Source organism: Streptomyces sp. NPDC104367, assembly GCF_055583825.1.
On the sequence record NZ_JBVJND010000063.1, the window covers coordinates 1 to 22,716 of the forward strand.

A 22,716-nucleotide genomic window follows, 5' to 3' on the forward strand; every position below is an offset into this window, starting at 1 on the left:
GGCGGGGTAATGCTTCATCCCCACAGGGACTCCGTTCTCCTGGACCATCAAGATCCAAGTCTCTCCGGTGTCCAAACTCCAGGGTCAGGGCCCAACGACCTCTGCCACAGGAGCGACGACCGCCACCACGAAGCGACCAGCCTCACCGGCCTCGGCGACACCCACCACGCCGCAGGGCTCCCCGACGCCGCACGCGACGCCTGGACCCGTGCCCTGGCCATCACCGACGAGACCGGCCTGCCGGGCACAGCCCCGCTGCGCGCCGGACTCGTGCACAACCTCGACCGGAACCCGACGGACACTCCCGCCCGGCGGCGGACGCCTCCCGCCCATGACCGCGGAACCCCACGGTGACGGCCGAGGTCGAGGGTCGGCGACTCGGGCCGTGCCGTGCCGTGCCGTGTCCAGGGGGCTACCGCTGCGTCAGGACTGCTGCCAGTTCGGCCAAGCCGCTGGTCCGCCAGGTGAACGTATCGGTGTCCTGCGGAACGTCTCCGACCGGTCGCTGTACATAGGCGGTCTTCATGCCCACGGCCTGCGCTCCACGGAGGTCCCAGGCATGGGCGGCGACCATCAGCACACGCTCCGGTGCGGACCCCGCCGCATCGAGCGCGAGCCGGTAGACCTCCGGTGCCGGTTTGTAGGCCCGGGCGTCCTCGGCGGACAGGGCCTGGTGCCAGCGCAGGCCCGCATGCGCGTTGAGGCGCAGCAGGGTCGCCCGACTGGCATGGGTGAGCCCCAGTACGGGAAAGCGCTCGGCGAGGCGGGCCAGGCCCGCACGGGAATCGCCCCAGGGCCGCAGGCGGCGCGCGACGGCGGCCAGGTGTCCGACGGCGGCCGGATCGGTGAGCCCGGCGCGGTCGGCTACCCGCTGGGCCGCTTCGCGGTCGATGACATCGGAGTTCGCGTACGGCCGCCGCCGCTTCCCCACGCTGTCCTGGGCGTGCTCGACGTACTCCTGCCACTCGGTGAGCAGTCGGCCGACGGACGTCTCGTCGGCCCCTGGCGCGGCGGCACGGATGGCTGCGCGCAGCCCGCCGGGTTGGTCGACCATCGTGCCGAGGACGTCGAAGACGACCACGTCGATGTCGCGGTCCTGGGTCATCGGATCTCCTCGCCACAGCGTCCCGGCGGCGCCTGGTCCGGGACCTCGTGCGGTGCGGTCCGCGGGTCTCCTGGCACAGCCGCCCTCACCCGGCACAGCGTGTCCCCGGCCGACGGTCCGGCGTCCCGATTAGCCCACCGGTGGCATGTCGCGGGTCGCGGAATCCCGGGAACGGGCCCTGTGAACAGGCATGCCGCGCATCCGGATTCACCAGAATTTCCGACTGCTGTCGAAACCGACAGAACTGTTGTAACTATACCGTTGGGTGTACCGTTGGCCCGTGGCGACGAACAGCGAGACCATCGGCCGAAGGAGCAGGCAACGGGGGATGCGGCACCTGACGCCGGCGGGCGTGAAGGTGCTGGACACCGCCTCCAGGCTCTTCTACGAGCAGGGGATCCGCGCTGTCGGTGTGGAGGCGATCGCCGACGAGGCGGGCGTCACCAAGAAGACCATCTACGATCGTTTCGGCTCGAAGGAAGACCTCGTCGTCGCCTACTTGCGGACCCGCGACGGCCTGTGGCGTTCCACCCTGGTGAAGTACGTCGACGGCCACGACGGACCCCTGGAAGAGAAGATCCTGGCCACGTTCGGCGCGCTGCGCGACTGGATGCGGGAACGGGGCCGGCGGGGCTGCGCCTTCATCAACGCCTCCGTCGAACTGCCGGCGGATCACCCGGGCCGGGAGGTCGCCCGCGAGCAGAAGGCATGGCTCCTCGCCTACCTGGAGGACCTTGCCGCGAAGGCCCGCCTGCACGACCCCGCCGGGCTGGCCGCCCAGGTGCTGATCCTGCACGAGGGAGCCTGTGTGGCCGAGTCCATGGGCTCGGTGGATCAGGCGGTCGATCGCGCCGAGCAGGTCGCCCGCGTCCTCGTCGAACGCTCACGCACCACGTGACGTCCGACGACGCTCCGTGAGGCGCTCCGTCCGAAGCGACGTCACACGGCCGCCGGCAAAGGGGTTACGCCACCAGTGTGGGCAGGGCGGGGGATTCGGGTCCGGGCACCGGGGCGGCTGCGGGATGTGAGGGATTCGCGCCCTCGGGTACGCCGTCCAGCCGCATGGCCAGGTCGGCCGCGTACACCCTCAGCAGGTCGTGCATGAGGTAATGACGCTCGTCCTGTCGCTGGATCAGGTGCACGCCGGCGAGAGTGAGCAGTCGCCGTGCGGCCTCCCCCTGGCTGACACTCGCGGTCGCCGCGGTGGTGGCGGCGTCGATCAGCCGGTGCGGGAGGCGCCCGAGGAGCCGGAACATCCGGGCGGTCTGCTCGTCGAGCGTCTCGTAAGAGGTGTCGAACGCGTCACGGAGTACGACGTCGCCCGCTGCCAGGTTCAGCCGGGCCGATTCCTGTTCGAGCTCGGCGGCAAGGGTCTCGGCGCTACGGTGCTGGCGGTTGACGATGCGCTCGGCGGCCAGGACCAGCGCCAGCGGGAGATGTCCGCAGCGTTCCGCCAGCGCGGTCACCGCGGCGGGGTCGGCGTCGGCGCGTACGTTGCCGATGGCCAGCCGGATGAACTGGGCGGCTTCGGGCCGGCACAGTTCGGTCAGGGACAGGGTGACGGCGTCGATCACGGACATGAGTCCGGGCAGCTGAGACCGGCTGGTCACCACGACGGCACAGCCCGGTGAGCCGGGTAACAGGGGGGTGAGCTGCTGGGCGTCCGCGGCGTTGTCCAGGACCAGGAGCACCTCACGGCCGTGCAGGCAGGACCGGAAGGTTGCGGCCCTCTGGTCCAGTTGGGACGGGATGCGTTCGGCCGGCACGCCCACGGCACGCAGCAGGTCCGCCAGGACGTCGAACGGTGCTGCCGCCGTGCCCGGTTCGGGTCCCTGCAGATCGACGAACAGCTGTCCGTCGGTGAACCGGCCGTCCTTGACCGCCTGGTGAGCCCACTGCACGGCCAGGGCCGTCTTTCCCACTCCCGGTGGCCCGTTGATGACCGCGACGGGCACCGCGAGGGACCGTTCGTGCCTTTGCAGCAGTGTGTCCAGCTGATCGAAGTGGCTCCTGCGTCCCACGAAATGGTGCTTGGCCGACGGCAGTTGCGCGGGCTGGATCCAGCCCGGCTGCTGACGGGCGGCCCCGGCCGCCTCCAGGGCCAGGGCGATGGTGGTGAAGATCCTGCCGACGTCCAGCGCCCGGTCGCAGGCCCGCGCGAAGCCGGCTGAGGGCAGTCGCTTGCCTGTCTCGATCCTGCTGATGTGCCCCCGGTTGAAATGCACACGGGCCGCGAACTGCGAGAGCGAGAGCCCTTGCTGCTGCCGGTGCGCGCGCAGCAACTGCCCGAACCCCTCGGGAGCGCGAACGCCGGTGGAGTAGCCGGCTCCCGTACGGGAAGACGGCGGTGTTGCTGTCGCTTCCTGCGCTGTTTCCCCTGCCACTGCCAATCCCCTTTGTTGCATGGATCATTCATGTGGTGCCGGACAGAGCGGCGGTGCCGTGCCGACGGCGCTCACCGGGCGTGCCGGGACAGAGAGCCGGGCATGCCTCCGCCCCGGCGGCGGGGTGTGAGCGATGGGCGGGGCCCCATGGGCGAGCCGCACGCCGTGGGCCTCATGAACGGTGCGGGCCTGCTTCGGGGGTGTCCTGGCAGGCCGGACATCGCTCTGCCCGAAGGGCTCGGCGCACCGGGCCGGGTCCGTAGCGCCGGAGGTGTCCGCCGTCCGGCGACGTGACCGTTGCTCCGTCGAACGGTGCGGGCGGGGCATCCGGCGCGGACGAGTGCCTGCCGTCCGGGGCGGCAGCGCCGCTCATGATGCCGCCCGCAGCTCGTCGAGGCCTGGAAAGGGGTCGGCGCCGCTGTCGGGCAGGTGTCGGACCGGGCGGTCACCGTCTGCCGGGAAGAGGCGAATCAGGGTGCGGTCCGCGGACACCCGCGCGTCGCACCGGTGCGCTGTCGGGCCGGGCACGGACAGCAGGTCATCCGCCGTGCGGAGCATCACGTGCACCGCCCCGGCGGCATGGAGGCGGAAGCCGCCCGCCCCAGCCGCGGCGAAGCGCGCCACGTCCCCGCCCTGGAAGTGTTCCGTGCGGTGGCTCTGCCGGGGTGGACGTGTCCGCCGGGGGCAGCCCGGACGCTCAGGCGGGTCGGTCACGCGTGCGATGCCGACGACCGGACGGCCCCCGGCGCGAGGATGCCGGATGTGGCTCCGGCGGGCGTGCGGGACGGTGGAGTCGTCGGCATCGGCGCCGAGCCGCCGGACGGGGTGCCGGGGCGCGAAGCGCGGGCCGATTCCGAGCGGTCGCCCGTGGATGCCGCCCATGTCGCCGGTCCGCGTCCGTACCGTCTCCGGAGCGCCCTCAGGCACGATCTGTAAGCACGTCACCGTGCGTGCGCTTTGACCGCACCGGGGGCACCGGCACCCGTCAGCAGAAGGAAGCGGCTGAGCTCCTCGAGACACTCCAGCCTGTTGCGCACGTCGTCGGTGTCGCGGCCCCAGGTCAGTATGCCGCTCCGTTCGACGAGCAGGGCCGGTGGGACGTCGTCGGCCGATGCCTCCAGGGCGCGGCCCACGTCGTCGGCGAGGTGGGACACGTCGGGCCGGTTGGTGACGATGGGGAGCACGACCAGGCGGGAATCGGGGCTGCCGAGCCCTTTCGCCATCTCCATGTCCTGGAAGACCACACGGGTGCGCCCGTCGCCGCGGGCCATCGCGGCCAGGGCGATGGAACAGGGCGCGTGGGCATGGACGACCGCCCCGCAGGCGGGCAGCCGGCGATGGATCGCGAGGTGGACCGGGGTGCTGACGGAGGGCCATTCGGTCTCCCCCGCCAGCGGCAGCCCTTCGAACGGATCGACCAGCACCGTGTCCCGGGACGTCATGACGCCCTTGTTCAGGCCGTCGGCCGTGATCATGACGGCTTCCTCCGACCGCAGCGAGATGCTGCCGAAGGTCCCCGGCAGCCAGCCGCCCCGGTGCAGGGATCGCCCCACGCGCGTGAGGTGCGCACGCTGCCGCTCGGCGTCGTCACGGATGTGTACGGGTTTCACGGACGCCCTCCTCGCGCACGGGTCGCCGGGGCTGTCCCTGCATGTCGGCTGCCGTCCGGCCGACGTCCTGACAGATGGAGCAACACGCGCGTGTCTCCTTCTGAGGAGAGAAGTGAGTAGGTATACCCACCGGTATAGCTACATGCTAGAGAGTTGATCTTCCGAGTGTCAACGACGCGTCACCGGGCTGGCCGGAATGGCTCCTTCTGCCGGAACCCACGCGCACGTGCCCTGCGGTCACGCTCCTCACGCCGCGACAGGAGGGACGCGTCACGTCGCCCGCCTGACAGCGTTGCCGTTGCTTTTCGAGAGGCAACAGGGCACTCCTGTACAGCCGTTGCCCACGCTGGCGATAGTGAAATCACGTCCACCGCGGCGACGCGCCGGCCCTGTGAGGAGCGCGACGCCATGCGCGCTCGATCCTTCGGCGCAGGCCGCTGTCACCACGACGGAGAGGCTGAGATGGCTACACACATCGAATCTGCCGAACTGGTAGTGCTACCGGGCAAGTTCTTCCAGATCGGCGAAACGAAACGGATCAGGTCGTCCATCAGGCTCAGGCTGTCGGATCATTCGTACCTCCCGAAGGCGGACGACCCGCGCGCCGACTGGGTCGCGAGCGTCGCCGTGCCGGCGTTCAAGACACTCGCGCACATGGGCGTCCTCGCTCCGACGTTCTGCACGATCGGAACGGGCGCGGGACTGGATGCCCTGGCGGCCGTGGAGATCCTGCACGCGCGCACGGTGGGGTTCACCGACCTCCACGAAGACGTCCTCGCCCACGCGCGCGAGAACATCCAGAGCAACCTGCTCCACGAGGACGTCGAGCTGATCGGGGGTGCCGGAGACCTCCTCGCCCCGGTGGTGGGCAGGCTGTCGCAGGTCGACGTCGTCTACGAGAACCTCCCCAACATCCCGATGGCGCAGAGCGCTGACCTCGCCGACGGCCAGACGAGTTCGACCTTCATCACGGACCGCAGCGAGGAGACTCCCGGTTTCGCCGAGAAGAACCTCGTCACGCTGCACTACCTGGCTCTCCAGCAGGCCCATCCGCTGCTTCGGATCGGCGGTCGCGTGCTGTCGTCGATCGGTGCGCGGGTGCCCTTGTCCGAGATTCTGGCCCTCTCCGGGGCCTCCGGGTACAACGGCAGCCTCCTGACCTACACGTGGAAGGTGCAGTCCGAGCCGCACGAGGTGGTCGGCGGCTACGCCCGGTGGGAACGCGAGGGGCTCGGACCGTTCCACTTCTACCCGGTGAACGTACTGCGTGACGCGTTCGAGGGCCTGTCGCCCGCGGCGGCCGGCGCGCAGGCACTCCGACTGGAGAAGAGGCTCGCCCCGTTCGAGATATCGGCGGTGGACGCGCTGGCCCTGGTGGAGAGGGGCGAGAAGGTCGGGCACACGGTCGCGATTCTCGACTCCGTCAAGATTCCCGGCTCCGCCCTCTGAGCCGTCGCGGCGGTCTCGCAGCACTCTGTAAGGAGTCGGCATGAACATTCTGCCGTTCATCGGCAAGACGCCCCTCGTCGAGCTGGACACCTTCGACGTGCCGACCGGTGTCCGGATATGCGCCAAGGCCGAGTTCATGAATCCGGGCAGCAGCGTCAAGGACCGGATCGTCAGGCACATCCTGGACGACGCCGAGCACCGCGGGCTGCTCGGACCGGGGGCGACCATCGTGGAGAACACCTCGGGCAACACCGGCGCGGCGGTCGCGGCGAAGCGCGGCTACCGGGCCGTCCTGACCATGCCGGACAAGGTGAGCAAGGAGAAGCAGGACGCGTTGCGCGCGATGGGGGCGGAGGTGGTCGTCTGCCCGGCCTCGGCTCCGCCCGACTCGGCGAAGCACTACGTGGCACACGCGCGGCGTATCCACGCACAGACGCCGGGCTCGTTCATGCTCGACCAGTACGACAACCCTTTCAACGCGGAGGCGCACTTCCGCACGACCGGTCCCGAGATCTGGGACGTGCTCGGACCGTCGGTGACGGCGTTCGTGGCGTCCAGAAGCACCGGCGGAACCATCACCGGCACGTCGAGGTTCCTGAAACCGAGGAACCCGTCGGTCACCTCCGTCCTGCTCGATCCGGTCGGTTCGATCTGTCACCGCTACTTCCATGAGGGCATCGTCGACCCGGCGCAGATCGCGCCGTACTTCGTCGAGGGTGCCGGCGAAGACCACCTGGCGACGTGCAGGGACTTCTCGGTCATCGACGACGTGGTGCAGTTCACCGACGCCGACGCCTTCGCCACGTGCCGGCACCTGGCGCGACGGGAGGGCCTCCTGTGCGGCGGCACCTCGGGGGCGAACGTCCGGGGTGCCGTGCGGGTGGCACGCTCGCAGACGGAGCCCGCCACGATCGTCACCGTCCTGCCGGACAGCGGGAACAAGTACATCTCGAAGATCTACCACCCGGCGTGGCCGGCGCAGAACGGCTTCGGGGCCGATCAGATGCGCGCACGGGAAGCGGCCCTGTGATGGGAAGCACGCGCAAGAACGTGGCCGCCGTGCTGATGGCCGCCCTGCTCTGGGCCTTCGCCTACGTCGCGCCCGCCGCCGTCAAACCCGCCAGTGAACTGCTGCTGGTCACAGGCCGGTACTCCCTGTTCGGGCTGTGCGGCCTCTACGTCCTGTGCAGGGGCTGGAGCCAGCTGCGGCAGATGCCCGTCCGACGGATCCTCTTCGGGCTGTACATAGGCTTCGTGGGGTATTTCTGCTTCTACATCTGCGTCTCGTACTCCGCGACCATGGGGAGCGGCTTCATCACCGCCGTGGTCGTGGGATCGTCACCGATCACGATCGCCGTGGCCGGGAACTTCGCCGAGAAGCGCATGTCGTGGAGCGAACTGACGGCACCCGCCCTCCTCATTCTCACCGGCGTGACCCTCATCAGCGCCTCGGACTTCATCCGCAGGAAGAGCGAGAGCGGCGCGAACGACTCGGTCTTCGGCATCGGCCTGGCTCTGCTGGCCATGCTCACCTGGTCCTACTTCGTGATCCGCAACGCCCAGTCGCAGCGCACCTGGGAGACGAAACCGGACCCCGCCATCTGGGCGGCGCTGGTGGCGATGGGCGCGGGCGGCGCTTCCATGGTCCTGCTCCCCTTCGCCATCGCCACCACACCCGGCGAGACGTTCGCCCCGTACCCCCTGTTCAAGATCATCGCGTGGTGCGTGTTCCTCGGCGTCATCGGATCCTGGTGGGGGACGTACATCTGGGTGAAGGCGGCGCAGGGCATCCCCGTTCCGCTGCTCGGGCCGCTGCTCGCGACGGAGACGATCTTCGGCGCTCTGATGAGTCTGGCAGCCGAACGGCGGACACCGTCCTGGCCGGAGGTCTGCGGTGCCCTGCTCGTGCTCTCCGGGATCGCCGTCTACCTGGTGTTCGACGCGAAGAACTCACGGTCCAAGGACGGTGACACCGACGGCAGCGACGCGACGGGTCCCAACGCGACGGACCTGCCTGTCGTGACGTAGCCGGGCGGGTCGAGAACGGCCGAGATCACTGATGCCATCCGACAGGAGGAGATCCCATGAGCAGTTCCTTCACCAACATCAAGCGGTCCCACGTGTTCTTCGACAACTCCCCCGGGCTGAAGAACTACTACGAGGACTGGGCGTCGCGGTACGACGTGGACCTGGCCGACCAGAAGTGGGTGTCGCCGCGTGTGGCCGCGAACCTCGTGCACCTGCTCGCGTCCGCCTACGGGAAGCCGGAGACGACCGTCTTCGACGCCGGCTGTGGCACCGGTCTCGTCGGTGCCCTCCTGAGTCCCCTGGGCAACTACGTGATCGACGGAGCCGATCTGTCGGAGAACATGGCCGCCGAGGCCGGCAGGACCAACGCGTACCGGAAGGTCTTCGGCGGCGTGGACCTCTCGGTGGCCCGGCGCGACGAGCGGCTGGAGCAGTACGACATCGTGATCAGCAGCGGCATGTTCACGCTGGGCCATGTGCGCCCGACAGCGCTGCTCACGCTGATCGAGTACGCCCTGCCCGGTGGACTGATCGCGGTGTCCAGCCGCGGCAGCTACACCTCCGTGACCGGCTTCGAGGACTTCATCCGGTCGGATGAGGTCGGTGACCTGGTCTCGCTGGAGTTCAAGCTCCACAACGCCCACTACATCGCGGAGGAGGGCGGCGACTACTGGGTCTTCCGCAAGACCGGACCCGCTCGGTGACAAGGGGCGCTGCACAGCCGCGCCGGTACGGCCGAACACGTACCGCACACCCACCCACCCCTGTCCTGGAGTGTCATGTCCCGCAGCCTGTTCACCTCGGAATCCGTGACCGAGGGACATCCCGACAAGATGGCCGACCAGATCAGCGACACCGTTCTCGACGCACTGCTGCGCAAGGACCCGGCCTCCCGCGTCGCGGTCGAGACCCTCGTCACCACCGGTCAGGTGCACATCGCGGGCGAGGTGTCGACCTCCGCCCACGTCGACATCGCCACGCTCGTACGGGAGAAGATCCTCGACATCGGCTACGACAGCTCCGCCAAGGGTTTCGACGGAGCCTCGTGCGGGGTGTCGGTGTCCATCGGCGCGCAGTCCCCGGACATCGCCCGGGGCGTCGACACGGCGTACGAGTCCAGGGCCGGCGGCGGCGCTGCGGCCGACGAGCTGGACCGGCAGGGCGCAGGGGACCAGGGCCTGATGTTCGGCTACGCGACCACCGAGACGCCCACCCTGATGCCGCTGCCGATCGAGCTCGCCCACCGTCTCTCGCGCCGCCTGACGGAGGTCCGCAAGGACGGCACCCTCCCCTACCTGCGTCCCGACGGCAAGACCCAGGTCACCGTCGAGTATCTGGGCAGCCGCCCCGTCCGCCTGGACACCGTCGTCGTCTCCTCGCAGCACGCGAGCGACATCGACCTCGATCATCTGCTCACGCCCGGCATACGCCGGCACGTGGTCGACCATGTGCTGGCTCAACTGGCCGTCGACGGAATCAAGTTGGACACCCAGGACTACCGTCTGCTGGTCAATCCCACCGGCCGTTTCGAGATCGGCGGCCCGATGGGGGACGCCGGCCTCACCGGCCGCAAGATCATCATCGACACGTACGGCGGATACGCCCGGCACGGCGGCGGGGCCTTCTCCGGCAAGGACCCGTCCAAGGTGGACCGCTCGGCGGCGTACGCGATGCGCTGGGTCGCCAAGAACATCGTCGCGGCCGGACTGGCCGAACGCTGCGAAGTCCAGGTCGCGTACGCCATCGGCAGGGCCGAACCGGTGGGACTGTTCGTCGAGACCTTCGGCACCAACACCGTCGCCGTGGAAAAGGTCGAGCAGGCCATCAGCCAGGTCTTCGACCTGCGTCCGGCCGCGATCATCCGGGATCTCGACCTGCTGCGCCCGATCTACGGCCAGACCGCCGCCTACGGCCACTTCGGCCGGGAGCTGGCGGACTTCACCTGGGAGCGCACCGACCGCGCCGACGCCCTGCGCAGGGCAGTCGCGGAGAGCTGACAGCACGGCGCCGGGCGGGGCCCCGGCACGGCAGCCGGCGGCCGGCGGTGCGGCGGCCGGTGGTGCGCGGAATCCCCCGGCCGCGCACCGCCTCCCCGTACGGCGCGCGCCACCGGCGCCCATCTCCCCACCCGGTTCCAGGACCAAGGAGTGCCGTCCATGCGTATCGCCGTGACCGGGTCGATCGCGACCGACCACCTGATGGTGTTTCCCGGACGATTCACCGAGCACCTGATCGAGGAGCAACTGGAGCGGGTCTCGCTGTCGTTCCTCACCGACCGGCTGGAGGTGCGCAGGGGCGGCGTCGCCGCCAACATCGCCTTCGGACTCGGTGTGCTCGGCCTCCGTCCGGTCCTGGTCGCCGCGGCGGGCATCGACTTCGCCGAGTACGACGCCTGGCTCCGGGAGAACGGCGTCGACACCTCGGCGGTCCGGGTCAGCGAACGACTGCACACCGCGCGCTTCGTGTGCACCACCGACCAGGACCAGAACCAGATCGCCACCTTCTACGCCGGCGCCATGACCGAGGCTTCCCACATCGACCTGGCCGCCGTCGCCGCACGCACCGGCAGACCCGCGCTCGTGCTGATCGGCGCCGACGCCCCCGCGGCCATGGTGCGCCACACGGCCACAGCCCACCGCCTCGGCGTTCCCTTCGCCGCCGACCCCTCCCAGCAGCTCGCCCGGCTCGACCGCGATCAGGCCCGCCGGGTCGTCGACGGTGCGAAATGGCTGTTCACCAATGAGTACGAGGCCGCCCTGCTGCTCGAACGCACCGGCTGGACGAGGCGGCACCTGTCGGAACGCGTCGGGATCTGGATCACCACGCTGGGCGAGGCCGGAGTGACACTCGCCCGGTCCGGCGCACCGACCCTGCGGATACCGGCCGTGCCCACGAACGAGATCGCCGACCCCACAGGAGCGGGGGACGCGTTCCGGGCCGGATTCCTGGCCGGCACGGCGTGGCGATGGCCGCAGGAACAGGCCGCGCAGCTCGGTTGCGCCCTGGCCACCACGGCACTGGAGTCCGTCGGCACCCAGGAGTACAAACTCCTCCCGGCGGACCTCGTAGCCCGCTTCGACCACACCTACGGGACCGAAGCCGCCCACGCGCTCGAACGACGCCTGGCCCACGTGGAATCCGTCCGAGGCCCGGAGACCTTCCAGTAGCAACGATGTGGAGGTCATGTCGGTGCGCGGGGCAAGTGACCGGACCGCATCAGGAGTCAAGCGGATTCTCCCGGAGCCACTCGCGAATTCGGTCCGCCTGCCGAGCCTGCCGAGCCTGCCGAGCCTGCCGAGCAGGAGAGTCTGCAGCTTCAGCGCTATGTGCAAGTGCATCGACGCAACCGGTTCCCCAACCCTTCCCCGGTAGAACTCCACGAGCTCGCCGGTGACTCCCAGGGCTTCGCGAAGCTCGTGGGTTTCCCGGCGTTGCAGTGGGCGATGACAGCCCGGGCCAGCACAACAGTGATCTGGGCCTGCTGAACCGGCGCCGGCCCTTTGAGCGCAGCCGGTGCCGATCCGTCGAACAGGGCGGAGAGCGGAACGTCCCCCTCGGTCAGCACGGACGAGGCCTGGTACTCGGCGATCCGGTCAGGCTGGAGGGACCCCCGGTACCGGCTGGGTTCAGGTGGGCAGAGGCCGGCGAGCCAGGCCACCGTGTCCATGGTCTTGTGACCGGGTACGGCAGGGAGCGCGTCGATCACCTTGCAGGCCTCGTTCACGGCCCCTGCTCCGCACAACGTAGCCACCGCGACGGCGGCGTCCAGGGGCCTGGTGGACAGGCCGAGTTCGAAAGCGGGAGTCTCAGCGCTGTCCTTCCAAAAACGCCTTTCGTGCCGCAGGAGGATCCCCTCCGGTGGAGTGCCCGGCGATGCGTCGGCAGGACGGGGCCCGAGCTGGAGCAGCGTGGCCAGGGCGGTCATCTGAAGGGTGACGACTCCGTGGCCGTGGCCCGCATCCTGTATCTGGCCACGCAGAACGGGGACAGGAGGGTGATCGCGGAGGCCAACGCCGCCCTCGACGCCGGTACCGCCGAAGCCCTGAGCTACTTCCGGTGGACCGGATACCGGCTCGCGCAGGCCGAGGACGACCGTGTGTACATCATCAGCATGCTCACGGACCCGGACATCAGCGAGGCCATGTACGACGCGATCCAGGCGGTCCTCGACGACAGCAGCCCGGAGGCCCTCCGCTACTTCCGCACCGTCGGCCAGTACGAGGTCGACAGCTGAGCCCGGCACGGCCGCGGGGACCCGAGCCACCGGGCCGGGCCCGCGCCGCGGGCGTCGTGTCACTGCACAGGAGAAGTCACCCCCGGCCGACGAAGTCTGTCAAGCGGGCGGAGATCCGGTTCCAGCCGGTGATCTCCAGCAGCGCGGGTCACGTCGGGGTGTGACGGCTCCGCGGGATGCGCCGTGCCGGGGAGGTGAGGTGTCCCGACGGCGGTGGGCCTACGGCCGAGGAGCGGGCTCGGCCCGCCCGACGGGTCGGTCCCCGCGCCCGGGGCCCGGCAGCGCCCCGCAGCCCATGGTTGCGGGGCGCCTGGTGGCGTCTAGTCGACCATCTGCCCGTCGTACATACCACCCTTGCAGGTGTTGTTCGCCCAGTTGACCGTTCCGCCGCCCTGCTGGCACTCACCGGGGGTGAGGCTGGCGGCGGAGGCCGTGACGGCGCCTGAGAGGCCCAGTCCGGCGAGGGCCGCCGTGGCGATGACGGCGGCGAGGATTCGTCGAATGCGCATGTGGTTCCCCTTTCACGGATTGCCTCGATTGGGGCACTAGCCAGTTTGATCTTCACCCATGTGGGTGGCACGCCACGTTGCGCCATTCGGGTGACATCGCCGGCGGGTGCGGGGGTGGTGACGTGTTCCCTTGCACAGGCCCTGGATCTCGGCGTGCCGCCCACAGCCGGTCGTGCAGGCACCGCCCGCAGCCACCGGGCTCCTCCCCGCCACCGTGACGCGGCTGCGCCGGGGCGAGGACACTGTGGGATGCGCACCAGGGCGGTCCGGGCCTGCTGCACGGTGGCCACGGGCACGGCGGCCGCGGTGGTCATGGCCGTCGCGCGGACATGGCCGGCGCCGCTCGGCGTGCGGCCCGTCCCGCTCCGCGCCCCGCGAAGGGCCGCTCCTGCTCGGCCCGCCCCGTGTTGCCGCTGCTTCGGCTCGGGCAGAGTGGCGGCATGGAGATCTGGGACCACAAGTTCGTCTGCTTCAACGGAACCCCCTTCATAGACGAGACCTCCGAGCCGGAGGTCAACGAGCTGCTCGCGCGGCACAGCGCGGAGGGCTGGCAGCTGGTGAGCCACGCCCCGCACGAAAGAACCAGGGACGGCCAGTGGGTGAAGAGCCTGACGTTCACCTTCAAGCGGCCGCGCCCGCGGTGAGGTGCGGCCGCTCGGCCGCGGCGCGTGCCGGGATGGCGCACGGGCCCGGTGGAAGCTGAGCGGTACGCGGGGTCCTCAGGGGTTCCCGGTGATCCGGTCCCCGAGCCGATGGGCACGACGAGAACGGCCCGCGTCTGTCACCGTGCGCTGCGGTGTGCGGGCCGTCTTCGTCACCGTGGTGCCCGCGCGGGGCAGGGCGGAGGGCTCAGCCGTTCTTGACGGCTTCGTCCATGCTCTTCAGTGCCTGGTCGACGCTCTGGTCGCCGGAGAACAGCTTCTGCACGGCGGTGAAGTGGGCCTGCTGGACCTCGGCGTTGGGCCACCGCTGGTCCATGAACGGCACGGTCCTGCCGTCCTGCTGCATGCTGATGAGGACATCGAGCGCGGGGTCGGCCTCGAAGGTGTCGTTGGGCAGGGCCGGCAGTGTGCTGCCCTTCTCGGCGTAGATCGTCTGGCCCTGCCGCGAGGCCAGGAAGTCGATGAACTTCTTGCCCTCGGCCGCGTGCTCGGCGGCCGCGTTGAGACCGTAGGCGGCGGAGACTGCGGCGGGGATGCGGGTGTCGGCCGCGTCGTTCGTCGCCGGCAGGGCGAACATGCCGAGTTCGGTCTCCGCGCCGGCCTCCTTCTGCACCTGCGGGATGCTGGTGGTGACCTGGACCAGGCCGACGGCCCTGCCCTGGGCGACGTCGCTGATGGATGTCTCGTAGCTGGTGCCGTTGGGGTTCTTGCTGAAGCAGCCCGCCTTGTTCAGGTCCAGGTACGTCTGGAGTGTCTGCTTCCATTCCGAGCCGGCGAAGGTGGCCTTGCCCGCGCTGAGCTCCGCGTCGAAGTCGGGGTTCTCGGTGTAGACGGTCGTCGCGGCGAGGGCGTAGTCGACGAGCTGGGTCACCCAGGGGGTCTGGTTGCCGAGGGCGAGCAGGACCTTGCCCTTGGCCTTGGCCTTCTTGCACAGGCCGAGGACGTCGTTCAGCGTCTTGGGCTCGGTGCCGCCGATCTCCTCCAGGGACTTCTTGCTGTAGATGGCGCCGATCCCGTTGAAGGTGACGGGGACGATGTAGGTCTTGCCGCCGACCTGGGTGACGCTCTTGTCGCCGTCGGCGATCTTGGAGGTGAACGCGTAGCCGCTCAGGTCGGCGAGGTAGCCGGCCTTCTGGAGGATCTGTACGGCGGCGGGGTTGCCGTTGCCGGGCCAGACCGTGAAGACGTCCGGCGCCGTGCCGGAGGACAGTTGGGTGCGCAGGGTGGACTGGAGCTGGTCCGTGTCGGCGTAGGTGACCTCGACCTTGATGTCGGGGTTGGCCTTGCGGAAGGCGGCGACGACGGCGTCCATGGGGACGCGGTCGGTGGAGTTGGCGGCGACCCGGAGGGTGTCGCCGCTGCCGCCGGCGGCGTCGGAGCTGCACGCGGCGGTGAACGCCGCGAGGCTGAGCGTGGCGAGCGATGCGGCGAGCGTACGGGTTGCTCTCATGACGGCTCCAGGATGCTCGGGGGATAGATGCGGTGCCGCTCGGCCGATGCCGGGCAGGGGGCACCGAGGGGGCGGCTCGGACGAAGGCGTGGACGGGCTCGGGAAAGGCGGGCGGGGGCGGGCTCAGCCCTTCAGGCCGCCGGCGAAGCCCTGGATGATGCGCTTCTGCATCACGAAGTAGGCGATCAGGACCGGCAGGATGCCGATGATCAGCCCGGCGAAGACCATGGGCCACTGGGAGACGTACTGGCCCACGAAGCCGAAGAGCGCGACGGGAATGGTCTGGCGTCCCGATCCGCTGAGGTACAGCAGGGGGGTGAGGAAGTCGTTCCAGACGAAGATGACGTTGAGGATGATCACGGTGCCGGTGACGGGCCGCATCAGGGGGAACACGACGCCGGCGAAGGCGCGCACCGGACCGCAGCCGTCCATGAGGGCCGCTTCCTCGTAGCCGGGGTCCAGGGATCGCAGGAACCCGGTGTACATGAAGATGGAGAACGGCAGTTGGAGGCCGGTGTAGAAGATGATCAGGGCCAGTGGGTTGCCCAGCAGTCCCAGGTCGCGCATGGTCTGGTAGAGCGGGATCAGGGCGAGTTGGAAGGGCAGCAGCAGGCCCAGCATGAAGACGGCGAACGCCCCTCGCGACCAGAACCGCGTGGAGCGGGCCAGCGGGTAGGCGGCCGCGGCGGCCATGACGACGATCAGGGCGACGCTGCCCGCGGTGACGAGGAGGCTGTTGCCGATGGCCGCGCCCAGTCCGGCCCTGTGCCACGCGTCGCCGAAGTTGGCCGCGGTGGCGTCGGCCGGCAGGGCGATCGGCGACGAGTGGTCGCCCTCCTTCCGCAGGGCGATGGATATCAGTACGTACAGGGGGAAGGCGAAGACCAGGGCGACGACGATCATGACCGCTTCGAGAAGCCCGGTACGCCATGTGTATCGGTTCATGAGTTCTTCTTCTCCTGGCGGCTGAGGTAGCCGTACTGCACACCGCTGACGATGATCACGAAGAGGGTCAGCACCAGGCCCATGGCGATGCTGTAGCCGTACTTGTTGAACTGGAATGCCTGCTTGTAGATGACCGTGGACAGCGTGTCCGTGGCTCCCCCTGGGCCGCCCTGGGTCATGACCCAGACCTGGTCGAAGAGTTTCAGGCCGCCGATGACCGACAGCATCAGGTTGATCGTGACGGCCGGGGCCAGCATGGGGCGGATGACCGACCAGAACCGGCGGACGGGGCCCGCGCCGTCCATCGCCGCGGCCTCGTGGATCTCCTGGGGGATCGACTGGAGTCCGGCGAGGAAGATGACCATCGAGTAGCCGGAGAACTGCCAGACGATCACGGCGATGACCGACCACAGTGCGAGGTCGGGGTCGCCGAGCCAGTCCTGGCCGAGGGCCTTGAGTCCCACCGCCTTCAGCAGGGCGTTGATCGCGCCCTCGGGAGCGTAGAGGTACTTCCACAGGTACGCGGTCACCACGGGGGTGATGACCGCCGGCGCGAAGAAGAACACGCGCAGGACGTTGCGGGACTTGATGTGCGCGTTGACGCCGAGGGCCAGCAGCAGGCCGATCAGGTTCTGCACGACGGTGATGCTCACCGCGGCCGTCAAAGTGGTGCCGACGGCGTCCCTGGCCGTCGGATCGTGCCACAGGGTGCGGAACTGGCCCAGGCCCACGAAGTGCCTGACGGGACTGATGCCGTCCCAGTCGGTGAAGGCGAACCAACCGCCCTGCACGCTGGGGACCAGGACCACGAAGGAGAAGAAGGCCAGGGCGGGCAGTACGAACCACCATGGGGCGCGATGGCGCGCGATGCGCCGGTCCCCGCCGCCCTGTGAGGACTTCCCGCCGGGAGGACCCTCCCGGGGCTTACGGAACGGGCTGGTCGCCACTGTGGCCATGTCGGCTCTCCATCGAGTCGCGCAGCGCGCCGTTCAGCCGCCACGATGGGTGTCACCTGAAGCTGAAACGCTTCAAATCATGGCCAGAAGTTAGATTCACCTCATGGAGCTGTCAAGGGCGATTCCACGATTCCCCCTCCAGGTGCCTTCCCCCCGTCCAGCGGCCGGTGCTCCGCACGCCCTTCCGCACGATCATCCGGACGAGCAGCTTTGCGCAGTTCAGCGCCGTCGCAGACAGCGGCCAAGGGGGACGACGGGGAGCGGTCGTCCGGCCGGGGCACGCTTGACGGAGCCGCGAACACGTCCTTACGGTATGGGCGATCCCAAGCTTGAAGCGTTTCACACTTTTTTAGCCGGCTGATTTTCCCCCATGGGAGGCCTCGCCCCGCGCGAGGACGGCCGCCTCCCGGCCAGAGCAGAACAGGAGCCGCCCCATGCCCGATTCCCCGCCGGCTGCCGCCTCCCCGGTGGTGGCCATGCCGACCGCCGAACACCTCGGCGGCGGCCTCGGTATCGGCACAGCCCGACCACGGCTCTCCTGGGTGGTCGCGTCGGCGCCCGACGGCTGGCTCCAGCAGGCCTACGAACTCGAGATATCGCCGGAGACCGGACCGTCCTGGAGCACCGGGCGAACGGAGAGCGCGGAGTCCGTCCTCGTCGCGTGGCCGAAGGACGTGCCCGCACTCACCTCCCGGGAGCGCCGCACAGCGCGGGTGCGCGTCTGGGGCCGGGACGGCACCCGCTCGCGGTGGAGCCCGGCCCTCACGGTGGAGGCCGGGCTGCTCCGCCCCGACGACTTCACCGCCTCCATGATCACGCCGGCCGTTCCCGAACTCACCAGACCCGCCCTGCTGCGCACCGCCTTCGAGCTGCCCGCCCCAGCCGTGCGCGCGCGTCTCTACATCACCGCACACGGCCTCTACGAAGCCGAGATCAACGGAGTACGCGTCGGCGAGGAGGTCCTCGCCCCGGGCTGGAGCAGCTACCACCACCGGCTGCGCTACGCGACGCACGACGTCACCGCCCTGCTCTCCCCCGGCCGCAACGCCCTGGGCGCCTGGCTGGGCGAGGGATGGTTCAGCGGCAGGTTCGGCATCCACGGCGGCCGCACCAACCTCTACGGGCGCGACACCGGACTGCTGGCCCAGCTGGAGGTCGACTGCGCGGACGGCAGCCGGGTGGTGGTCGGCACCGACGAGCAGTGGCGCTACGCCTACGGGCCGATCACCTTCGCCGGCCTGTACGAGGGTGAGCGCTACGACGCGCGGGCCGAACCCACCGGATGGTCCCGCCCGGACTTCGATGCCCCGCACTGGAAAACGGCCCGGCCCCTCGACTTCGACGCCGGCACGCTGTGCGCCCCGACCGGGCCTGCGGTCCGCCGGGTCGAGAGCCGCGCGCCCACCGCCGTCCTGACCTCGCCCGGCGGTCGCAGGATCCTGGACTTCGGGCAGAACCTGGCCGGCCGCGTCCGCATCCGCGTCCACGGCGAAGCAGGCACGACCATCACCCTGCGCCACGCCGAGGTCCTCCAGGACGGCGAGCTGTACACCCGCCCCCTGCGCCACGCGACCTCCACCGACACCTACGTCCTCAAGGGCGGCGGCGAGGAGGAATGGGAACCCCGTTTCACCATCCACGGCTTCCGCTACGTGGAGGTCACAGGCTGGCCCGAGGACCGGGCGCCCCTCGACGTCACCGCCCAGGTGCTGCACACCGACATGCGCCGCACCGGCTGGTTCTCCTCCTCCGACGAACTGCTCAACCGGCTCCACGACAACATCCGCTGGAGCATGCGCGGCAACTTCGTCGACGTCCCCACCGACTGCCCGCAGCGTGACGAACGGCTCGGCTGGACCGGCGACATCCAGGTCTTCGCCCCCACCGCCTCCTTCCTCTACGACTGCGCGGGCATGCTCACCTCCTGGCTGGCCGACCTGGCCCACGACCAGTACGACGACGGCACGGTCCCCTTCATCGTCCCCGCGATCCCCCTGCCCGAGTGGACACCCGCCTGGGCCGCCGCGCTGTGGGGCGACGCCGCGGTGCTGGTCCCGTGGACCCTGTTCCAGCGCTTCGGCGACCGCGGCGTACTGCGCGCCCAGTACGCCAGTGCCCGCGCCTGGGTCGACCTGATGGACTCCCAGCGCGGCGAGGACGGGGTGTGGCGGCACGGCAGGCAACTGGGCGACTGGCTCGACCCGGCCGCGCCCCCCGAGGACCCGTGGCAGGCGCGCACCGACCCCTACCTGGTGGCCCAGGCGTACCTCGTGCACTCCGCGCGGACCCTCGCCCTCATCGCCGCGGAACTCGGCGAGAGCGAGGACCGACAGCGCTACCGGACACTCGCGGAACAGGCCGGGCAGGCCTTCCTGCACACCTTCGTCGACGCCGACGGACGCATGACCTCCGCCACCCAGACCGCCTACGCCCTGGCCCTGCGGTTCGGTCTGCTGCCGGACGACGGGAGCCGGGAACGGGCGGGGGAACGGCTGGCGGAACTCGCCGCCAAGGACGGCCACCGCATCGCCACCGGCTTCGCCGGCACCCCGGAGGTCTGCGACGCCCTGGGCGACACCGGCCACCACGACGCCGCCTACCGGCTGCTCCTGCAGCGCGAACGCCCCTCGTGGCTCTACCCGGTCACCATGGGCGCGACGACGATCTGGGAACGCTGGGACAGCATGCTGCCCGACGGCAGCGTCAACCCCGGTGAGATGACCTCCTTCAACCACTATGCCCTGGGCGCCGTCGCGGACTTCCTGCACCGCGTCGTCGCCGGCCTGGCACCCGCCGCCCCCGGCTACCGCCGACTGAGGATCGCCCCGCGCCCCGGAGGCGGCCTGACCCGGGCCGGCGCCCGGCTGCTGACACCGTACGGACCGGCCGAGGTCGCATGGCGGCTGGCCGGTGACATCCTGACCCTGAAGGCGACGGTGCCGCCCAACACCACCGCCGACATCGACCTGCCGGGCCTGTCGACCCGGGTCGGCAGCGGGAGCCACCGCTTCGACCTGCCCTGGCCGGGGTGAGCGGCCACCGGGAACGGGGCCGGATACGATTCGCCCTGCATTGAAGCGTTACAATCGACTGCCGCGAGGCGACCGTACGAAGGGCACATGGAGATGAACACCGTCGGGATCAAAGACGTCGCGCAGCGCGCCGGGGTCTCGATCGCCACCGTCTCCAACGTGCTCAACCGGCCCGACAGGGTGGCACGCGCCACCCGCGCACGGGTCGAGGACGCCATCGACGTGCTAGGCTACGTCCCCAACCTGGCTGCCCGGCAGCTGTCGGGCAGCCGCGGCAGCGTCGTCGGGCTGGTCGTCTTCGACGTACGCAACCCGTTCCTCACCGATGTCGCCCGCGGCGCCGAGGACCTCCTGCACGCCGAGGGCCGCACGGTGATGCTCTGCAACAGTGACGTGCTGCCCGCCAAGGAGGAGCGCTACCTCCGGATACTCGCCCAGCAGAACGCCGCGGGCGTGCTCATCACCCCCACCCACGTCACCCGCGGCTGGCTGGAGGACCTGCGCGCACGCGGCCTGCGCGTCGTCCTGCTCGACAACGCCGACACCTATCCGGACGTGTGCTCCGTCGCCGTGGACGACGTGGCCGGTGCGGACGCCGCGATCACCCACCTCCTGGCCCGCGGGCACCAGCGCATCGCCTTCGTCACCGGACCGATGGACATGCGGCAGTCCAAGGACCGCCTCGCGGGCAGCCGCCAGGCGCTGGAGCGGGCGGGCCGTCCCGCCGACATGCTCCAGATCGTCGAGACCGGCGCGTTCACCGTCGACCAGGGACGACGGGCCGGAGAGCAGCTGCTGACCGCCGGCGAGCGGCCCACGGCCGCCTTCTGCGCCAACGACCTGCTCGCCCTGGGCGTCATGCAGACCGCGTTCCGGGCAAAGCTGCGTATCCCCGACGACCTCGCGATCGTGGGCTACGACGACATCCACTCCGCCGCGACCGCGGGCGTACCGCTCACCTCTGTCCACGTCGGCGGATACGACCTCGGCAAGGCCGCCGCACAGCTCCTGCTCGACGAGGACCGTCCGTCCCACGCCCACCGCCGGCTCGTCTTCCCGCCGCGCCTGGTCGAGCGGAACTCGTCCTAGCCGGGCTCCCCTTCGGCAGGCGGCCTGCTGGAGCGGCGGACGACGAGCGAGGGCGTGACGATGTGGTGCCGGGGCTCGGTCCGGCCGGCGATGCGCTCCAGCAGCATGCCGATCGCCTGCCGGCCCATCTCCGGACCGCTCTGGTCCACCGAGGTCAAGGAGATCGCGGGGTGGGCGGCCAGGTCGGTGTTGTCGTAGCCGACCAGCGAGATCTCACCGCTCGCACCGCGTTCCACCATCGCGGCCAGGGCGCCGACGGCGAGCTGGTCGTGGCCGGCGAACACCGCTGTGGGCCAGGGCCGCGTGTCCAGCAGGGCGCGCACCGTCGTCCGGGCGCTCTGTTCGGTCTGGCCCGTGCGCACCACCCGGACGCCCTCCGCGAGGCCCGCGGCGGCCATACCCTGCTCGTAGGCATGCAGCCGCAGCGCGTGCGGTGTGCCGCTGCCGGGCGCGGTCACCGGGGCGTCCTCGGTCAGGTGCACGATCCGGCGGTGCCCGAGCCCGAGAAGGTGCTCCATCACCTGCCTGGCGCCCTCGACATCGTCGCCCACGACGGTGTCGTACCGCGTGGAGCGGTCGTGCCGTCCGAGCATGACCACGGGGACCGTCGTCGCCAGACGCTCCAGCCAGGAGGCGTCCACCCGCGGTGAGACCACCACGATCCCGTCGACCTGCCGGTCCGCCAGCGCCTCGATCGCGCCGTATCCGCCACTGCCGTCCGCGGGTGCGACGACGAGCTGGTAGCGGGTGCCGTCCAGCGCTTCCAGCGCACCGTGGGCGATCTGGTCGAGGAACCGGTTGCCCAGGTGCGGCACCTCCAGACCGATGGTGTAGCTCGCCCCGCGCAGGGCCCGCGCCGCCACGCTGGGCCGGTAGCCGAGTTCCTCGATCGCGGCGTTGACCCGTTCGCGCATGGCGGGGCTGACCCCGGACGCGTCACGGATCACCTTGGAGACGGCGGCCCGTGAGACCCCGGCCGCGTGCGCCACGTCCTGGATCGTGACGGGCCTGCGCCGACCGCCGTCCTGCGACACGTGCTCTCCCCCGCGATCATCCGTCCGGCTGCGCCGCCGCGTCCCACCCGGCCGCGTGCGCGCACCGGGCACCGACCGGTCGGCCGCAGAAGCGTCTCACAGTCCGGGGGGCGACCGGGTCGGGGAGGCTGCGGGGCTGCGGGGCTGCGGGGCTGCGGGGCTGCGGGGCTGCGGGGCTGCGGGGCTGCGGGGCTGCGGGGCTGCGGGGCTGCGGGGCTGCGGGGCTGCG

Annotated in this window: 20 protein-coding genes; 12 read left to right on the forward strand and 8 right to left on the reverse strand. The window is 70.3% G+C overall.

Annotated features, from left to right (window positions below):
• The coding region (locus ACZ619_RS44695) for a tetratricopeptide repeat protein (protein ID WP_469611724.1) at positions 1–354 on the forward strand (354 nt) is incomplete at its 5' end.
• A 58-nt stretch (positions 355–412) separates the two neighbouring features.
• On the opposite strand, the gene ACZ619_RS44700 is transcribed toward ACZ619_RS44695, so the two are convergent.
• Positions 413–1,105: a haloacid dehalogenase type II gene (locus tag ACZ619_RS44700; protein WP_469611725.1), complete on the reverse strand. Its 693-nt coding sequence runs from the start codon at positions 1,103–1,105 to the stop codon at positions 413–415.
• Between the two features lie 280 nt (positions 1,106–1,385).
• Between ACZ619_RS44700 and ACZ619_RS44705 the strand changes: the two genes are divergently transcribed.
• Positions 1,386–2,003: a TetR/AcrR family transcriptional regulator gene (locus ACZ619_RS44705; protein WP_469611726.1), complete on the forward strand. Its 618-nt coding sequence runs from the start codon at positions 1,386–1,388 to the stop codon at positions 2,001–2,003.
• Positions 2,004–2,067: 64 nt separating this feature from the next.
• Here the strand turns inward: ACZ619_RS44705 and ACZ619_RS44710 are convergent, their stop codons facing one another.
• Together ACZ619_RS44710 and ACZ619_RS44715 are read right to left on the reverse strand one after the other, a co-directional pair.
• A complete protein-coding gene (locus ACZ619_RS44710) occupies positions 2,068–3,489 on the reverse strand; it encodes a helix-turn-helix domain-containing protein (protein ID WP_469611727.1) in 1,422 nt (473 codons plus the stop codon).
• Between the two features lie 941 nt (positions 3,490–4,430).
• On the reverse strand, positions 4,431–5,099 hold the full coding sequence (locus ACZ619_RS44715; protein WP_469611728.1) for a class II aldolase/adducin family protein: 669 nt from the start codon (positions 5,097–5,099) through the stop codon (positions 4,431–4,433).
• A 462-nt stretch (positions 5,100–5,561) separates the two neighbouring features.
• Between ACZ619_RS44715 and ACZ619_RS44720 the strand changes: the two genes are divergently transcribed.
• The 7 genes from ACZ619_RS44720 to ACZ619_RS44750 all read left to right on the forward strand — a co-directional run bounded on the left by ACZ619_RS44720 (position 5,562) and on the right by ACZ619_RS44750 (position 12,810).
• The gene (locus ACZ619_RS44720; RefSeq protein WP_469611729.1) at positions 5,562–6,548 is read left to right on the forward strand and encodes a class I SAM-dependent methyltransferase; all 987 of its coding nucleotides are present in this window, start codon (positions 5,562–5,564) and stop codon (positions 6,546–6,548) included.
• 40 nt (positions 6,549–6,588) lie between these two features.
• Positions 6,589–7,578, forward strand: a complete 990-nt coding sequence (locus tag ACZ619_RS44725) for a PLP-dependent cysteine synthase family protein (protein WP_469611730.1) — start codon at positions 6,589–6,591, stop codon at positions 7,576–7,578.
• Positions 7,578–8,576, forward strand: coding sequence for a DMT family transporter (locus ACZ619_RS44730; RefSeq protein ID WP_469611731.1), 999 nt, complete (start codon positions 7,578–7,580; stop codon positions 8,574–8,576). Before ACZ619_RS44725 ends, ACZ619_RS44730 begins: the two co-directional genes overlap by 1 nt.
• 56 nt (positions 8,577–8,632) lie before the next feature.
• The gene (locus ACZ619_RS44735) at positions 8,633–9,280 is read left to right on the forward strand and encodes a class I SAM-dependent DNA methyltransferase (protein ID WP_469611732.1); all 648 of its coding nucleotides are present in this window, start codon (positions 8,633–8,635) and stop codon (positions 9,278–9,280) included.
• Positions 9,281–9,355: 75 nt separating this feature from the next.
• Positions 9,356–10,573 carry a methionine adenosyltransferase gene (gene metK, locus ACZ619_RS44740; protein ID WP_469611733.1) on the forward strand — a complete coding sequence of 406 codons (1,218 nt, stop codon included), beginning with the start codon at positions 9,356–9,358 and terminating at the stop codon, positions 10,571–10,573.
• Between the two features lie 159 nt (positions 10,574–10,732).
• Positions 10,733–11,743: a carbohydrate kinase family protein gene (locus ACZ619_RS44745; protein ID WP_469611734.1), complete on the forward strand. Its 1,011-nt coding sequence runs from the start codon at positions 10,733–10,735 to the stop codon at positions 11,741–11,743.
• A gap of 776 nt (positions 11,744–12,519) precedes the next feature.
• Positions 12,520–12,810, forward strand: a complete 291-nt coding sequence (locus ACZ619_RS44750) for a hypothetical protein (protein ID WP_469611735.1) — start codon at positions 12,520–12,522, stop codon at positions 12,808–12,810.
• Positions 12,811–13,130: 320 nt separating this feature from the next.
• Here ACZ619_RS44750 and ACZ619_RS44755 read toward each other — a convergent pair whose 3' ends face one another.
• On the reverse strand, positions 13,131–13,319 hold the full coding sequence (locus tag ACZ619_RS44755; protein ID WP_469611736.1) for a hypothetical protein: 189 nt from the start codon (positions 13,317–13,319) through the stop codon (positions 13,131–13,133).
• A gap of 440 nt (positions 13,320–13,759) precedes the next feature.
• Here ACZ619_RS44755 and ACZ619_RS44760 point away from each other — a divergent pair, with 440 nt between their 5' ends.
• Entirely contained in the window at positions 13,760–13,963 is a 204-nt protein-coding gene (locus tag ACZ619_RS44760) for a DUF4177 domain-containing protein (protein ID WP_469611737.1), read from the forward strand.
• A 205-nt stretch (positions 13,964–14,168) separates the two neighbouring features.
• Here the strand turns inward: ACZ619_RS44760 and ACZ619_RS44765 are convergent, their stop codons facing one another.
• The 3 genes from ACZ619_RS44765 to ACZ619_RS44775 all read right to left on the reverse strand — a co-directional run bounded on the left by ACZ619_RS44765 (position 14,169) and on the right by ACZ619_RS44775 (position 17,332).
• Complete coding sequence (locus tag ACZ619_RS44765) at positions 14,169–15,431, reverse strand: ABC transporter substrate-binding protein (protein ID WP_469611738.1); 1,263 nt, start codon at positions 15,429–15,431, stop codon at positions 14,169–14,171.
• 123 nt (positions 15,432–15,554) lie between these two features.
• The gene (locus ACZ619_RS44770) at positions 15,555–16,376 is read right to left on the reverse strand and encodes a carbohydrate ABC transporter permease (RefSeq protein ID WP_469611739.1); all 822 of its coding nucleotides are present in this window, start codon (positions 16,374–16,376) and stop codon (positions 15,555–15,557) included.
• Positions 16,373–17,332 (reverse strand): carbohydrate ABC transporter permease, encoded by a 960-nt coding sequence (locus ACZ619_RS44775; protein ID WP_469611740.1) that lies wholly within the window; start codon positions 17,330–17,332, stop codon positions 16,373–16,375. The genes ACZ619_RS44770 and ACZ619_RS44775 overlap by 4 nt, the downstream gene beginning before the upstream one ends.
• 434 nt (positions 17,333–17,766) lie before the next feature.
• On the opposite strand from ACZ619_RS44775, the gene ACZ619_RS44780 reads away from it, so the two are divergent.
• Together ACZ619_RS44780 and ACZ619_RS44785 are read left to right on the forward strand one after the other, a co-directional pair.
• Positions 17,767–20,364, forward strand: coding sequence for an alpha-L-rhamnosidase (locus tag ACZ619_RS44780; protein WP_469611741.1), 2,598 nt, complete (start codon positions 17,767–17,769; stop codon positions 20,362–20,364).
• Between the two features lie 87 nt (positions 20,365–20,451).
• Positions 20,452–21,453, forward strand: a complete 1,002-nt coding sequence (locus tag ACZ619_RS44785; protein ID WP_469611742.1) for a LacI family DNA-binding transcriptional regulator — start codon at positions 20,452–20,454, stop codon at positions 21,451–21,453.
• Here the strand turns inward: ACZ619_RS44785 and ACZ619_RS44790 are convergent.
• The gene (locus ACZ619_RS44790; protein WP_469611743.1) at positions 21,450–22,487 is read right to left on the reverse strand and encodes a LacI family DNA-binding transcriptional regulator; all 1,038 of its coding nucleotides are present in this window, start codon (positions 22,485–22,487) and stop codon (positions 21,450–21,452) included. The two genes, ACZ619_RS44785 and ACZ619_RS44790, sit on opposite strands and share 4 nt — an antisense overlap.
• Positions 22,488–22,716: the final 229 nt, after the last annotated feature.

Bases quoted from the DNA above. Each gene is read 5' to 3' on its own strand.
- ACZ619_RS44700 (WP_469611725.1), bottom strand. From the start codon at position 1,105: ATGACCCAGGACCGCGACATCGACGTGGTCGTCTTCGACGTCCTCGGC.
- ACZ619_RS44785 (WP_469611742.1), top strand. From the start codon at position 20,452: ATGGAGATGAACACCGTCGGGATCAAAGACGTCGCGCAGCGCGCCGGG.
- metK (WP_469611733.1), top strand. From the start codon at position 9,356: ATGTCCCGCAGCCTGTTCACCTCGGAATCCGTGACCGAGGGACATCCC.
- ACZ619_RS44725 (WP_469611730.1), top strand. From the start codon at position 6,589: ATGAACATTCTGCCGTTCATCGGCAAGACGCCCCTCGTCGAGCTGGAC.
- ACZ619_RS44755 (WP_469611736.1), bottom strand. From the start codon at position 13,319: ATGCGCATTCGACGAATCCTCGCCGCCGTCATCGCCACGGCGGCCCTC.
- ACZ619_RS44765 (WP_469611738.1), bottom strand. From the start codon at position 15,431: ATGAGAGCAACCCGTACGCTCGCCGCATCGCTCGCCACGCTCAGCCTC.
- ACZ619_RS44735 (WP_469611732.1), top strand. From the start codon at position 8,633: ATGAGCAGTTCCTTCACCAACATCAAGCGGTCCCACGTGTTCTTCGAC.
- ACZ619_RS44745 (WP_469611734.1), top strand. From the start codon at position 10,733: ATGCGTATCGCCGTGACCGGGTCGATCGCGACCGACCACCTGATGGTG.
- ACZ619_RS44775 (WP_469611740.1), bottom strand. From the start codon at position 17,332: ATGGCCACAGTGGCGACCAGCCCGTTCCGTAAGCCCCGGGAGGGTCCT.
- ACZ619_RS44770 (WP_469611739.1), bottom strand. From the start codon at position 16,376: ATGAACCGATACACATGGCGTACCGGGCTTCTCGAAGCGGTCATGATC.
- ACZ619_RS44730 (WP_469611731.1), top strand. From the start codon at position 7,578: ATGGGAAGCACGCGCAAGAACGTGGCCGCCGTGCTGATGGCCGCCCTG.
- ACZ619_RS44720 (WP_469611729.1), top strand. From the start codon at position 5,562: ATGGCTACACACATCGAATCTGCCGAACTGGTAGTGCTACCGGGCAAG.
- ACZ619_RS44760 (WP_469611737.1), top strand. From the start codon at position 13,760: ATGGAGATCTGGGACCACAAGTTCGTCTGCTTCAACGGAACCCCCTTC.
- ACZ619_RS44780 (WP_469611741.1), top strand. From the start codon at position 17,767: ATGCCCGATTCCCCGCCGGCTGCCGCCTCCCCGGTGGTGGCCATGCCG.